This is a genomic window from Pseudomonas putida, from assembly GCF_001976065.1.
Taxonomy (GTDB): domain Bacteria; phylum Pseudomonadota; class Gammaproteobacteria; order Pseudomonadales; family Pseudomonadaceae; genus Aquipseudomonas; species Aquipseudomonas serbica.
Genome location: NZ_MNAH01000001.1, coordinates 327,794 through 340,299 on the forward strand (window position 1 = coordinate 327,794; position 12,506 = coordinate 340,299).

Sequence of the window (12,506 nt, forward strand, 5' to 3'; positions counted from 1 at the left end):
CGCCGAAAGCCTTCCCCTCTGCCCCAAATACGAAGAAGCCCCGAAAACTTCGAGGCCAATCCAAAATCCCAGTCACCACCAATCCTGAAGCAGCCCACTCCCCCCTGTGGGAGCGAGCCTGCTCGCGAAAACGCCAGCCCAGCCAACACAAATGCTGAAGGTGCACCCCAAACCCACTCACCCACTGGACTAAACAAAGCCCATCAGCTCACCGCAACCCATTGTGGGAGCGGGCTTGCCCGCGAAGGCGCCAGCCCAGCCAACACAAATGTTGAATCAACGGCCACCATCGCACGCTACCCACAGGCCTAAACCACTAACCCTCAGCCTTCGCCCCCGCCCGCTTGGCTACCCGCGCACAAGTCCGATCCCGTGTCAGGACCTTCACCGCATCATCCACCAACGCCTTACTCATGCTGGTCAGATAATGCGCCGCCCAGGCGTGACGATCAGAATCTCTGGCATAAGCAGCATCTTCAGTAAGCGTCTTGGCCAGGAACAGAAAATCGGAAGCCATGGACAACGCATCGCCGAGAGGAACCCCGCGAGTGACATGAAACAGCGCTTGATCCGCACAGTAGATCGCCGGTGTCAGGCCGATGGTTTTGAGTTCGGATTGTTCAGTCATTGGCCACCTCCGAGGATGGAGAGGCAATGGGGGAGGGCGTTACGCGATTGGGAATTGCGAGAGGGGAAAGCCAAATTTCAAACGGATTCATTCTGCGCATTGCGAAGCTCCTTAATTTGAAGAGCTGCCACAATTCGTTACCAAGCGAATGGGTGACAGCTGTGCGCAGGTTGGTAAACCGGGAAATCAAGGAAACCGGCACGTCCGAAGACGTCCCACACACAGCCGCCATAACGCAGATCGCAGGCGAAAAAAAGCGCCTGCGAACGCATGGCACTGTTGCGCAGTGATTTACCTCGGGTTACCAAGCCCGGTCGCTGAATTTGCAGCGACGGTGGGAGGGTATCGCGCAGACTCCGCTCCTGCAACTTTCGAAAGCCCTTTGCTCAGCGCAATGTCTCTAACAATCACTGGCATCAGGCACCGGAGAGAATGTTCCTACCACTATCTCGGAATGGCCTGACAGCTAACCAAAGGGCTCTGTTTTAGGCTGCTCACAAGCGCACGCCATCGCCTGCAACAAATCGTCGCAAACCCGCATAAACCCTGGTGTTTACCGCGATTTTTGTAACGTACACATTGACAGGGTCGTCAGGCTTCGGCAGCATTAATCCCAATCGCGCCCGATCCTCTGGTGCTGGCTCAGTCCGGCATTACGTTCGGGCCTTCTTGTTTCTGGAACATGGAAGTTGTCTAGCCCAACCCCTCCGAAGCCGTTCCGTTCATACCCTGATTTGGTTGCGCTGCTGGCCAGCAGGGGAATGCAAATCCATGACCTGTCTCGTGCAGAACGCAAGCTCGCGCAGTTAGGGTATTACCGCCTCAGTGGTTACTGGTACCCGGCGCGAGAGTTCAAAATGAACTGCCTGCAGCAAGATATCTGCCCGGTCACGAGCAAACCTCTGCGCCTCGACACTTTCCAGGCAGCCACCTCCTTCGACTCTGCCGTAGACCTTTACATATTCGATAAACGACTGCGGATGTTCATGCTGGATGCGGTCGAGCGCCTGGAGGTTCATCTCAAGACAGTAATGGCTCACGAGGTCGGGTATCACGACCCTATGGCCTATACCAATGTGATATTCATCCTGCACAAATGGACTCAGCCGTACACGGACAACCGCGGTATTACGCGGAACAAGTGGGCAGAATGGAGCCAGAAGCAGCAGTCGCACATTACGCGTAGCAAAGAGGACTGCATTCAGTGGCACTTTCGTACCGGTAAGTCCATCCCCATTTGGGTCGCGGTGGAGGCATGGGATTTTGGGGATCTCTCGGAATTCTTCGAGCTGCTCAATAGCAAGTATCAGAATCTGATACTTGCGCGCCTCGGTTTAAACAACGCCAAGATGCTTAGCCGGTGGATGCAGCAGATCAGCCATTTGCGCAATCGCTGCGCGCACCATACGCGTATCTGGAATCAAGCCTCTCCTAACCCGTTAACGGTCCCCCCTGAGCCGTATTTTCTGACCTTAGATCTAGATCAGTATGCGCTGAAGCGGCTGTACGGATTAGTCACGGTCATATGGTTTCTGCTGCGGAGGATCGCACCGGCTTCAACTTGGATAAATGAAGTCGCGGAACTGATGGACAGCAAGCCTGCTATGCCCGGCTGTACCTTCAAAGCGATGGGTTTTCCAGATGAAGCCGGGTTACCTCGGAAGCTGTTCGGGGTCTAGTTGGCTTCGGGAGTCTATGGGGTAAGGAGCGCGAATTGATTGTTGCGGCCCCGTTTGTGGACTTTTGGGCGATTCCGCTTTATAGAGTGTCTGCGTTCATTCATTGAATGGAAATAAATCTGTCCCCTTTTCCGTCCTTATTGGTTTTGGCGGTCTTTTCATTTTCCTTGGCGTTGCGTTGCATTTGGCCTACACCAGAATGGATGTGATGCTGGATCACTTGAAAAACTGCCCATCTATTATGGTTAGGGCTCCATTTAAGAATGGGGGGCTTGGGGAAGGTTATTTATTCTGGCTGCAATCATGGGCGTTATGACTATGCCTGATATTTACCTTCGTGATGGTGGAGCTAATGCTAAGGACCTGGAAAGCTTTCCTCGAGGCCTCAGGCGCAAACTAATTGTTTTGCATTGGAGTGGGGTGGTTTTTATTGTTCTATTGCTTGGGCTTTTTGCAGTCAGCGCACTTGGCCTCGTTTAAGGTCGGTCCCGCTTTTTCGTTCGCACACCGTCAATCATTGGATGACTTTCAGGTAATCCTTGAGCGCGATGAGCGGGGCATCAAGTTGCATGATGGTCTGAATGCTGGAAAATTCAGCCGCCAACCTATGCAACTCCCGCCCCAACGGCTTATCCACACCCCCAACCGCCTCCAACGCCAACCCCACACACTCACCCACCTTCACCTGAATCCCCTCAACATCCCCCCGCCGCACCAGCAACTCAAACACATCCCGCTGGTAATCACCCATGACCAGATCGTCACGCAAAATCGGGCTTGAATCTTCCGATTCATAAGCCAGCTTGAGGGAGAAGAGGGCGACGGTTTCCAGGTGCAATTCCATGGGGGGAATCCTTGTGAAATGTTCCGGCGGTGCGGGTGGCGTGGAGGAGCAGGATCAAAAGCTTCGCCGGCAAGCCGGCTCCTACAGGTCGGCGGCGTGGCGGTCATCTTTTGACAGGCGAAAAAAAAGGCCTTGCTAAGCAAGACCTTTCTTAATTTTGGTGCCCCGAGGGAGACTCGAACTCCCACTCCTTTCGAAAACGGATTTTGAATCCGCCGCGTCTACCAATTCCGCCATCAGGGCAATGGCCGCGGAGTATAGAGATGAGATAACCGTCGGTCAATCAGGTACATGGAGAATTTTTGATAATTCCGCTAGACTTCCCGACCCTGCTAGACGACACCCCATCATGCGCGTTGCTGACTTTACCTTCGAGCTTCCTGATTCGCTGATCGCCCGCCACCCTTTGGCCGAGCGTCGCAACAGTCGCCTGTTGACCCTGGATGGGGTCAGCGGCGCCCTGGCACACCGTCAATTCACTGATTTGCTGGAGCATTTGCGCCCTGGCGACTTGATGGTGTTCAACAATACCCGGGTGATTCCGGCACGACTGTTTGGCCAGAAGGCTTCCGGCGGCAAGCTGGAAATCCTGGTGGAGCGGGTGCTCGACAGTCATCGCGTGCTGGCCCATGTGCGCTCCAGCAAGTCGCCCAAGCCGGGGTCGAAGATCCTGATCGACGGCGGTGGCGAGGCGGAGATGCTGGCGCGTCATGACGCGTTGTTCGAGCTGGGCTTTGCCGAGGAGGTGTTGCCGCTGCTCGACCGCGTCGGGCACATGCCGCTGCCTCCTTATATAGACCGCCCGGACGAGGGCTCGGACCGCGAGCGTTACCAGACCGTGTACGCCCAGCGCCTGGGCGCGGTGGCGGCGCCGACGGCGGGGCTGCATTTCGATCAGCCGCTGATGGAGGCGATTGCCGTCAAGGGCATCGAGACCGCGTTCGTGACCCTGCACGTCGGCGCTGGCACTTTCCAGCCGGTGCGCGTGGAGAAGCTCGAAGACCACCACATGCACACTGAATGGCTGGAGGTCGGCCAGGACGTGGTGGATGCCGTGGCCGCGTGCCGCGCGCGCGGTGGTCGCGTGATAGCCGTGGGCACCACCAGCGTGCGATCCCTGGAAAGTGCTGCGCGCGATGGCGTGCTCAAGCCGTTCAGCGGCGATACAGACATTTTCATTTACCCTGGCCGGCCGTTTCATGTGGTCGATGCCCTGGTCACCAACTTCCATTTGCCCGAATCCACGCTGTTGATGCTGGTTTCGGCGTTCGCCGGTTATCCCGAGACCATGGCCGCCTACAAGGCCGCCGTCGATAACGGATACCGCTTTTTCAGCTACGGTGATGCGATGTTCATCACTCGCAACCCTGCGCCGACCGCCCCTGAAGAATCGGGCCCAGAGGAAACTGTATGAGTCGCACCTGTCGTATGTCTTTCGAGCTGCTGGCCACTGATGGCAAGGCTCGTCGCGGTCGTTTGACCTTCCCGCGCGGTACCGTCGAGACCCCGGCCTTCATGCCGGTGGGCACGTACGGCACGGTCAAGGGCATGCTGCCACGGGATATCGAGGCGACCGGCGCTGAAATCATTCTGGGTAACACCTTCCACCTGTGGCTGCGCCCGGGCACGGAAGTGATCAAGAAGCACGGCGACCTGCACGATTTCATGCAGTGGAAAGGCCCGATTCTGACCGACTCCGGCGGTTTCCAGGTGTTCAGCCTGGGCGCCATGCGCAAGATCAAGGAGGAGGGCGTGACCTTCGCTTCCCCGGTCGACGGCGCCAAGGTGTTCATGGGTCCGGAAGAGTCGATGCAGGTCCAGCGTGACCTGGGCTCGGACATCGTGATGATTTTCGACGAATGCACGCCGTACCCGGCCGACGAAGACGTCGCTCGTATTTCCATGGAATTGTCCCTGCGTTGGGCCAAGCGTTCGAAAGAAGCCCATGGCGAGAACACGGCTGCGCTGTTCGGCATCGTCCAGGGCGGCATGCACCAGGACCTGCGCATGCGCTCCCTGGAAGGCCTGGACAAGATCGGCTTCGACGGCCTGGCCATCGGCGGCCTGTCGGTGGGCGAACCCAAGCACGAGATGATCAAGGTGCTGGATTACCTGCCGGGCATGATGCCGGCTGACAAACCTCGTTACCTTATGGGTGTTGGCAAGCCTGAAGATCTCGTGGAGGGTGTGCGCCGCGGTGTGGACATGTTCGATTGCGTGATGCCAACCCGTAATGCCCGCAATGGGCATCTGTTCATCGATACCGGCGTGCTGAAGATCCGAAACGCGTTCCATCGCCATGATGATTCGCCGCTCGATCCGACCTGCGATTGCTATACCTGCCAGAACTTCTCCCGCGCTTACCTGCATCACCTGGACAAGTGCGGCGAAATGCTGGGAAGCATGCTCAATACCATCCATAACTTGCGTCATTATCAAGTGCTTATGGCTGGTTTGCGCGAGGCTATTCAACAGGGTACATTGGCCGCCTTTGTCGATGCCTTCTACGCCAAACGCGGGCTACCCGTGCCGCCTTTGGACTGAGTTTTCTGACCCCAAGATTCAACATTTGCAACTGGAGTGCTAAATGAGCTTTTTTATCTCTAATGCCATGGCTGACGCTGCTGCACCTGCTGCTGCCAGCCCAATGGGTGGCGGCTTTGAGTGGATTTTCCTGGTCGGCTTCCTGGTCATCTTCTACCTGATGATCTGGCGTCCACAGGCCAAGCGCGCCAAAGAGCAGAAGAACCTGCTGAGCAGCCTGCAAAAAGGTGACGAAGTTGTGACCACCGGCGGCATCGCTGGCAAGATCACCAAAGTGGCTGACGATTTCGTGGTTCTGGAAGTTTCCGACACCGTCGAAATGAAGTTCCAGAAAGGCGCCATCGCCGCCACGCTGCCAAAAGGCACGCTCAAAGCGATCTAAGTTTCAACTTCTACTCAATCGACGGGGCGCGCAAGGCGCCCCGCGTCATAAGCGGGCGGCGTGATGCTGAACAAATACCCTCTGTGGAAATACATTCTGATCCTGGCGGTGCTGGCGATCGGTCTGATTTATTCCGCTCCCAATCTTTATCCTGATGACCCGGCCATCCAGGTCAGCGGTGCAAGCACTGCGCTGCAGGTCAACCAGGCTGATCTGGATCGTGTGAGCGCAGCGCTCAAGGAATCCGGGATCAACGTCAAGGCTGCCACGCTGGCAGCGGGCGGCAAGGGCGGTCTGATTCGCCTGACCAAGGCTGAAGACCAGCTGCCGGCCAAGGACGTGGTGCGCAAGGCGTTGGGTGATGACTACGTCGTTGCACTGAACCTGGCACAAACCACCCCGCAATGGCTGCGCAACCTCGGCGCGCACCCGATGAAGCTGGGTCTGGACTTGTCCGGTGGTGTGCACTTCCTGCTCGAAGTGGACATGGACAAAGCCCTCGACGCACGCTTGAAAGTGTACGAAGGCGATGTGAAGAGCCTGTTGCGTAAAGAGAAACTGCGCTATCGCAGCCTGCCGCAACTCAACGGCGCCATTCAGCTGGGCTTCTCCGATGAAGACAGCCGTGAACAGGCCCGTACCCTGATCCGCAAGAATTTCAACGATTTCGACATTGTTCCGGCCGACCTCAACGGTCAACCGGTGCTGCGTCTGGCGATGACCCCGGCCAAGCTGGCGGAAATCCGCGAATACTCCATCAAGCAGAACTTGACCACGGTACGTAACCGCGTCAACGAGCTGGGTGTTGCCGAACCGATCGTCCAGCGTCAGGGCGCCAACCGCATCGTGGTTGAGCTGCCGGGCGTACAGGACACCGCGGAAGCCAAGCGTATCCTCGGCAAGACAGCGAACCTCGAGTTCCGTCTGGCCGCTGAGCCTGGCGCTTCGAAAGCCACTTCCGAAGAATTCGAGTTCCGTGAAGGCAAGCGTCCTCCGGCATTGATCGAGCGTGGCCTGATCATCACCGGTGACCAGGTCACCGACGCCAAGGCTGGTTTCGGCGAGCACGGCACGCCAGAAGTGAACATCCGCCTGGATGGCCACGGTGGCGAGCTGATGAGCCGCGCGACCCGTTCGAACGTTGGTCGCAGCATGGCGGTGATCTTCATCGAGCAGCGTCCGGTCACCACCTACACCAAGCAAATGGTCAACGGTGTCGAGAAAGACGTCGCGGTTCAGACCTTCAAGGAAGAGAAGAAGATCATCAGCCTGGCGACCATCCAGTCGCCGCTGGGTGCGCAGTTCCGTATCACCGGCCTGAATGGCCAGGGCGAGTCGTCCGAACTGGCGCTGCTGCTGCGCGCTGGCGGCCTGGCTGCTCCGATGTACTTCGCTGAAGAGCGCACCATCGGCCCGAGCCTGGGTGCGGACAACATCACCAAGGGTATCGATGCATCGCTGTGGGGCATGCTGTTCGTCTCGCTGTTCATCATCGCCATCTACCGCTTCTTCGGCATCATCGCCACCGTCGCACTGGCGGTGAACATGGTGATGCTGCTGGCCCTGATGTCGCTGCTGGGGGCAACGCTGACCCTGCCGGGCATCGCCGGTATCGTGTTGACCATGGGCATGGCGGTCGACGCCAACGTGCTGATCTTCTCGCGGATTCGTGAAGAGATCGCCGCGGGCATGACCGTGCAGCGCGCGATCAACGAAGGCTTCGGCCGGGCATTCACCGCGATTCTCGACGCCAACCTGACTACTTTGCTGGTCGGCGGGATTCTCTTTGCCATGGGCACAGGCCCGGTCAAGGGCTTCGCAGTGACCATGTCCCTCGGGATCTTTACCTCGATGTTCACGGCCATCATGGTGACCCGCGCGATGGTCAACCTGATCTTCGGCGGACGTGACTTCAAGAAGTTGTGGATTTAAGGGGCTGCCATGTTACGTACAATCAACTTCATGGGCGTTCGCAACGTTGCGTTCGGCGTCACATTGTTCCTTACCGTGCTGGCCTTGTTCAGCGTCGCCACCAAGGGCATGAACTGGGGCCTGGACTTCACCGGCGGTACGCTCATCGAGCTGACCTACGAGCGTCCGGCCGATGTCACCCAGGTGCGTGAGCAACTGGTGAAATCGGGTTATCACGAAGCCATCGTGCAGAACTTCGGCGCCACCACCGATCTGCTGGTGCGCATGCCGGGCGAAGACCCGCAACTGGGTCACCAGGTGGCCGAGGCACTGCAGAAGGTCGGCGGCGAGAACCCGGCGACGGTCAAGCGCGTCGAGTTCGTCGGCCCGCAGGTGGGTGAAGAGCTGCGCGACCAGGGCGGCCTCGGCATGCTGATGGCGCTGGGCGGCATCCTGATCTACCTGGCGTTCCGCTTTCAGTGGAAGTTTGCGGTAGGTGCGATTGTGTCCCTGATCCACGACGTGATCGTGACCATCGGTATCCTGTCGTTCTTCCAGATCACCTTCGACCTGACGGTGCTGGCGGCGGTACTGGCGATCATCGGTTACTCGCTCAACGACACCATCGTGGTATTCGACCGGGTTCGTGAGAACTTCCGCGTGCTGCGCAAGGCCAACCTGATCGAGAACATCAACATCTCGACCACGCAAACCCTGCTGCGGACCATGGCCACTTCGATCTCCACCTTGCTGGCGATCGCGGCCCTGCTGTTCTTCGGTGGCGACAACCTGTTCGGCTTCTCCATCGCCCTGTTCATCGGGGTGCTGGCGGGTACTTATTCGTCGATCTACATCGCCAACGTGGTGCTGATCTGGCTGAACCTGAGTTCCGAGGACCTGATTCCTGCGGCCAACACCGAGAAGGAAATCGACGACCGTCCTTGAGGGAAAAATCCTTTAGCGATGTAGTCCAAAAAGGCGCGAGTTGAACTCGCGCCTTTTTTTATGCTCCAAGGCAGGGAGAAGCGCGGACAGGTGCCGCATGTGATGGTCAGGAGGTTCATGTGAACAAGTCGATGCTGGTTGGTGCGGTATTGGGTGCTGTCGGTGTAACCGCCGGGGGCGCTGTGGCCACCTACAGCCTGGTTAAAGATAACGGTCCTGAGTACGCGCAAGTACTCGCCGTTGAGCCGGTCAAGACACAAATCAAGACTCCACGTGAAGTATGCAAGGATGTAGCTGTGACCCGGCAGGCGCCGGTGAAAGATCAACACCAGATCGCCGGTACGGTAGTCGGCGCGCTGGCAGGTGGTTTGCTGGGTAACCAGATCGGCGGCGGCACCGGCAAGAAGATTGCCACGGTGGCGGGCGCTGTCGGCGGTGGTTATGCCGGTAACAAGGTTCAGGAGGGCATGCAGGAGCGTGACACCTACACTACGACCCAGACCCGTTGTAATACGGTGAATGACATCAGCGACAAGGTCGTGGGTTACGACGTGCGTTATTCGCTGGATGGCAAGGAAGGCAAGGTACGGATGGATCGTGACCCGGGGAATCAGATTCCTGTGGACAAGGAAGGCAAGCTGATCCTGTCGGAGAATCAGGTGGCTCATTGATCTGCTGAAACCGGATTCAAAAAAAAAGCACCCTGTGGGGTGCTTTTTTTGTGCTCGCGATTTAAATATCACCGCAATCCCTGTGGGAGCGAGCCTGCTCGCGAAATCGGTCAGTCATTCAAAATATATGCTGACCGGTACACCGCCTTCGCGAGCAGGCTCGCTCCCACATTGGGGGTGTGGTGTTTTTGAGGGTGATTTGCAGGCATAAAAAAAGCACCCCGAAGGGTGCTTTTTCTGTCGCCGGAAGCTTAGCGCTTCAGCGAGGCCGGCAGGTGCGGCTGGATGGCCGTCAGCACTGCCTTGAAGCATTTGGTGTTGCCGGCAACGACGTGGCCTTTTTCAAGGAAGTCGTGACCGCCGGTGAAGTCGCTCACCAGGCCGCCTGCTTCCTGGATCAGCAGGGCGCCAGCGGCCATGTCCCACTCGGACAGGCCCGACTCCCAGAACGCGTCGAAACGGCCGGCAGCCACGTAGGCCAGGTCCAGGCTCGCCGAACCTGCGCGGCGGATGCCGGCGGTCTGGCCGACCAGGGCGCGGAACATGCCCAGGTAGTTGTCGAGGTTGTCCATCTGGTCGTCACGGAACGGGAAGCCGGTACCCAGCAGGGCGCCGTCCAGGCTGGTGCGACCGCTGACGCGCAGGCGACGGCCGTTCAGTTGAGCGCCGCGACCACGGCTGGCGGTGAATTCTTCCTGGCGAACCGGGTCCAGGACCACGGCGTGTTCCAGGCGACCACGGTATTTGCAGGCGATGCTGACAGCGAAGTGAGGAATGCCGCGCAGGAAGTTGGTGGTGCCGTCCAGCGGATCGATGATCCACAGGTACTCTTCGCCTTCGATGCCGTTGCCGGCGTGCAGGCCGGTCTCTTCACCCAGGATCGAGTGGTTCGGGTAAGCCTTGCGCAGTGCGTCGATGATTTTCTGTTCGGCGGCGCGGTCCACCTCGGATACATAATCCTTGGCGTCTTTTTCGTCGACCTTGATGGTATCCAGGCGCTCGATGGAGCGGAAGATCAATTCACTGGCGCTGCGGGCGGCGCGCAGCGCGATATTCAGCATGGGCTGCATGGATGTGTCACCTAAGGTTGTTAAAGAAAGCCGGGCATTCTATCAGAAAGTTTCTACAGGAGAAGGACGACGTTCGCTTTCATGGCTTAACGGTAGCTACAGCTGTAAGATTCGGCTCCCGATTATCGTGTTCGAGAGCGCCTCCCTTGCTGCAAAACATTCGTATCGTCCTGGTCAACACCAGTCATCCGGGCAATATCGGCGGGGCTGCGCGTGCCATGAAGAACATGGGCCTGTCGCGCCTGGTGCTGGTTGAACCGCGCCTGTTCCCGCACCACGAGGCCGATGCCCGCGCTTCCGGTGCCGGTGACATCCTTGAAAACGCGCAAGTCGTCGCCACCTTGGAAGATGCCCTGGTCGGTTGCAACCTGGTGCTTGGCACCAGCGCTCGCGACCGGCGCATTCCCTGGCCGCTGCTCGATCCGCGCGAATGCGGCACGAAGGTGGTCGAGGAGGCCGGGCAGGGCGCCGAGATCGCCCTGGTGTTCGGTCGTGAAGATTCCGGCCTGACCAACGAAGAGTTGCAGCGATGTCATTATCACGTGCACATCCCATCAGACCCTGGGTTCAGCTCGCTGAACCTTGGGGCGGCGGTGCAGGTGTTGAGTTATGAAGTGCGCATGTCCTGGTTGGCGGCCCAAGGTCAGCCGACCAAGGTCGAGAAGGAAGAGGTGGCATCGGTCAAAAGCGCTGAGCTGGCGACCATGGATGAACTGGAGCGATTCTATGAACACCTGGAACAAACCCTGGTGGCCATCGAGTTCCTCGATCCGGAAAAACCACGGCACTTGATGGCGCGCCTGCGCCGGTTGTACGGACGCAGCTCGGTCAGCCGGGCGGAAATGAATATTTTGCGTGGCATCCTCACGGAAACCCAGAAAGCGGCCCGTGGTGAGCTTCTTAAGCGGAAGGATTAATGATGTTTGAGCGTTTGCGTGAAGATATCCAGAGCGTATTCCATCGAGACCCGGCGGCGCGTAACGCTTTTGAAGTCCTGACCTGCTACCCCGGCATGCATGCCATCTGGATTCACCGTCTGTCGGCCATGCTGTGGCGTGCGGACCTGAAGTGGCTGGCGCGGCTGGTGTCGAACTTCGGCCGCTGGCTGACCGGGATCGAGATCCATCCGGGGGCCAAGGTCGGTCGACGCTTCTTCATTGACCATGGCATGGGTATCGTCATCGGTGAAACCGCCGAAATCGGCGATGACGTGACCATCTATCAGGGCGTGACCCTGGGCGGTACCAGCTGGAACAAAGGCAAGCGCCACCCGACGCTGGGTGATGGCGTGGTGGTCGGTGCCGGTGCCAAGGTGCTGGGTCCGTTCACTGTCGGTGCCGGTGCCAAGGTCGGCTCCAACGCCGTGGTAACCAAGGAAGTGCCGCCGGGTGCCACGGTGGTGGGCATTCCGGGACGAATCATCGTCAAGCCCGACCAGGAGCTGGACGCCAAGCGCAAGGCCATGGCCGAGAAGATCGGCTTTGATGCCTACGGCGTGACGGAAGACATGCCGGACCCGGTGGCGCGTGCCATCAACCAGCTGCTCGATCATCTGCAGGCAGTCGACGGGCGCCTGGAGGGGATGTGCGGAGCGTTGAAGGATCTGGGCAGTAATTACTGTGCGAAAGACCTGCCTGAGCTGCGCGAAGAAGATTTCGCCTGTGTGAAGGACAAGGATCAGAGTCAGGCCAGCTAAACCGCGTCGTGCCCTTCGCGAGCAGGCTCGCTCCCACATTGGACCGCGTCCCACTGGGTTGCACGGTCAACTGTGGGAGCGAGCCTGCTCGCGAAGAACGATAACGCGGTACTGCTGGCTGTATACGGCCAGCCTT

General features: G+C 58.5%; 12 protein-coding genes and 1 tRNA gene. 9 read left to right on the top strand and 4 right to left on the bottom strand.

Annotation, left to right across the window (positions count from 1 at the left end; genetic code table 11):
• Window positions 1–316: 316 nt before the first annotated feature.
• Window positions 317–628, bottom strand: a complete 312-nt coding sequence (locus BKX96_RS01495) for a DUF3077 domain-containing protein (protein WP_077182498.1) — start codon at window positions 626–628, stop codon at window positions 317–319.
• Window positions 629–1,317: 689 nt separating this feature from the next.
• Between BKX96_RS01495 and BKX96_RS01505 the strand changes: the two genes are divergently transcribed.
• Window positions 1,318–2,307 carry an Abi family protein gene (locus BKX96_RS01505; RefSeq protein ID WP_077182500.1) on the top strand — a complete coding sequence of 330 codons (990 nt, stop codon included), beginning with the start codon at window positions 1,318–1,320 and terminating at the stop codon, window positions 2,305–2,307.
• 514 nt (window positions 2,308–2,821) lie between these two features.
• On the opposite strand, the gene BKX96_RS01515 is transcribed toward BKX96_RS01505, so the two are convergent.
• Together BKX96_RS01515 and BKX96_RS01520 are read right to left on the bottom strand one after the other, a co-directional pair.
• Window positions 2,822–3,151, bottom strand: a complete 330-nt coding sequence (locus tag BKX96_RS01515) for a hypothetical protein (RefSeq protein ID WP_077182501.1) — start codon at window positions 3,149–3,151, stop codon at window positions 2,822–2,824.
• A gap of 158 nt (window positions 3,152–3,309) precedes the next feature.
• Window positions 3,310–3,394, bottom strand: a tRNA-Leu gene (locus BKX96_RS01520).
• Window positions 3,395–3,500: 106 nt separating this feature from the next.
• Between BKX96_RS01520 and queA the strand changes: the two genes are divergently transcribed.
• The 6 genes from queA to BKX96_RS01550 all read left to right on the top strand — a co-directional run bounded on the left by queA (window position 3,501) and on the right by BKX96_RS01550 (window position 9,604).
• Complete coding sequence (gene queA / locus BKX96_RS01525) at window positions 3,501–4,565, top strand: tRNA preQ1(34) S-adenosylmethionine ribosyltransferase-isomerase QueA (RefSeq protein WP_077182502.1); 1,065 nt, start codon at window positions 3,501–3,503, stop codon at window positions 4,563–4,565.
• A gap of 14 nt (window positions 4,566–4,579) precedes the next feature.
• Window positions 4,580–5,695 (top strand): tRNA guanosine(34) transglycosylase Tgt, encoded by a 1,116-nt coding sequence (gene tgt / locus BKX96_RS01530; protein ID WP_162488928.1) that lies wholly within the window; start codon window positions 4,580–4,582, stop codon window positions 5,693–5,695.
• 43 nt (window positions 5,696–5,738) lie between these two features.
• Window positions 5,739–6,077: a preprotein translocase subunit YajC gene (gene yajC, locus BKX96_RS01535; protein ID WP_016773317.1), complete on the top strand. Its 339-nt coding sequence runs from the start codon at window positions 5,739–5,741 to the stop codon at window positions 6,075–6,077.
• A gap of 63 nt (window positions 6,078–6,140) precedes the next feature.
• The gene (secD, locus tag BKX96_RS01540) at window positions 6,141–8,009 is read left to right on the top strand and encodes a protein translocase subunit SecD (RefSeq protein ID WP_046820402.1); all 1,869 of its coding nucleotides are present in this window, start codon (window positions 6,141–6,143) and stop codon (window positions 8,007–8,009) included.
• Window positions 8,010–8,018: 9 nt separating this feature from the next.
• Window positions 8,019–8,933 carry a protein translocase subunit SecF gene (secF, locus tag BKX96_RS01545; protein ID WP_046820401.1) on the top strand — a complete coding sequence of 305 codons (915 nt, stop codon included), beginning with the start codon at window positions 8,019–8,021 and terminating at the stop codon, window positions 8,931–8,933.
• Window positions 8,934–9,052: 119 nt separating this feature from the next.
• Entirely contained in the window at window positions 9,053–9,604 is a 552-nt protein-coding gene (locus tag BKX96_RS01550) for a glycine zipper 2TM domain-containing protein (RefSeq protein ID WP_046820400.1), read from the top strand.
• A gap of 251 nt (window positions 9,605–9,855) precedes the next feature.
• Here BKX96_RS01550 and suhB read toward each other — a convergent pair whose 3' ends face one another.
• A complete protein-coding gene (gene suhB / locus BKX96_RS01555) occupies window positions 9,856–10,674 on the bottom strand; it encodes a type III secretion system regulator SuhB (RefSeq protein WP_046820399.1) in 819 nt (272 codons plus the stop codon).
• A gap of 146 nt (window positions 10,675–10,820) precedes the next feature.
• Between suhB and trmJ the strand changes: the two genes are divergently transcribed.
• Window positions 10,821–11,591, top strand: a complete 771-nt coding sequence (gene trmJ / locus BKX96_RS01560) for a tRNA (cytosine(32)/uridine(32)-2'-O)-methyltransferase TrmJ (RefSeq protein WP_046820398.1) — start codon at window positions 10,821–10,823, stop codon at window positions 11,589–11,591.
• 2 nt (window positions 11,592–11,593) lie between these two features.
• Entirely contained in the window at window positions 11,594–12,370 is a 777-nt protein-coding gene (cysE, locus tag BKX96_RS01565) for a serine O-acetyltransferase (protein WP_046820397.1), read from the top strand.
• Window positions 12,371–12,506: the final 136 nt, after the last annotated feature.

Bases quoted from the DNA above. Each gene is read 5' to 3' on its own strand.
- BKX96_RS01495 (WP_077182498.1), bottom strand. From the start codon at position 628: ATGACTGAACAATCCGAACTCAAAACCATCGGCCTGACACCGGCGATC.
- BKX96_RS01515 (WP_077182501.1), bottom strand. From the start codon at position 3,151: ATGGAATTGCACCTGGAAACCGTCGCCCTCTTCTCCCTCAAGCTGGCT.
- queA (WP_077182502.1), top strand. From the start codon at position 3,501: ATGCGCGTTGCTGACTTTACCTTCGAGCTTCCTGATTCGCTGATCGCC.
- tgt (WP_162488928.1), top strand. From the start codon at position 4,580: ATGTCTTTCGAGCTGCTGGCCACTGATGGCAAGGCTCGTCGCGGTCGT.
- yajC (WP_016773317.1), top strand. From the start codon at position 5,739: ATGAGCTTTTTTATCTCTAATGCCATGGCTGACGCTGCTGCACCTGCT.
- secD (WP_046820402.1), top strand. From the start codon at position 6,141: ATGCTGAACAAATACCCTCTGTGGAAATACATTCTGATCCTGGCGGTG.
- secF (WP_046820401.1), top strand. From the start codon at position 8,019: ATGTTACGTACAATCAACTTCATGGGCGTTCGCAACGTTGCGTTCGGC.
- suhB (WP_046820399.1), bottom strand. From the start codon at position 10,674: ATGCAGCCCATGCTGAATATCGCGCTGCGCGCCGCCCGCAGCGCCAGT.
- cysE (WP_046820397.1), top strand. From the start codon at position 11,594: ATGTTTGAGCGTTTGCGTGAAGATATCCAGAGCGTATTCCATCGAGAC.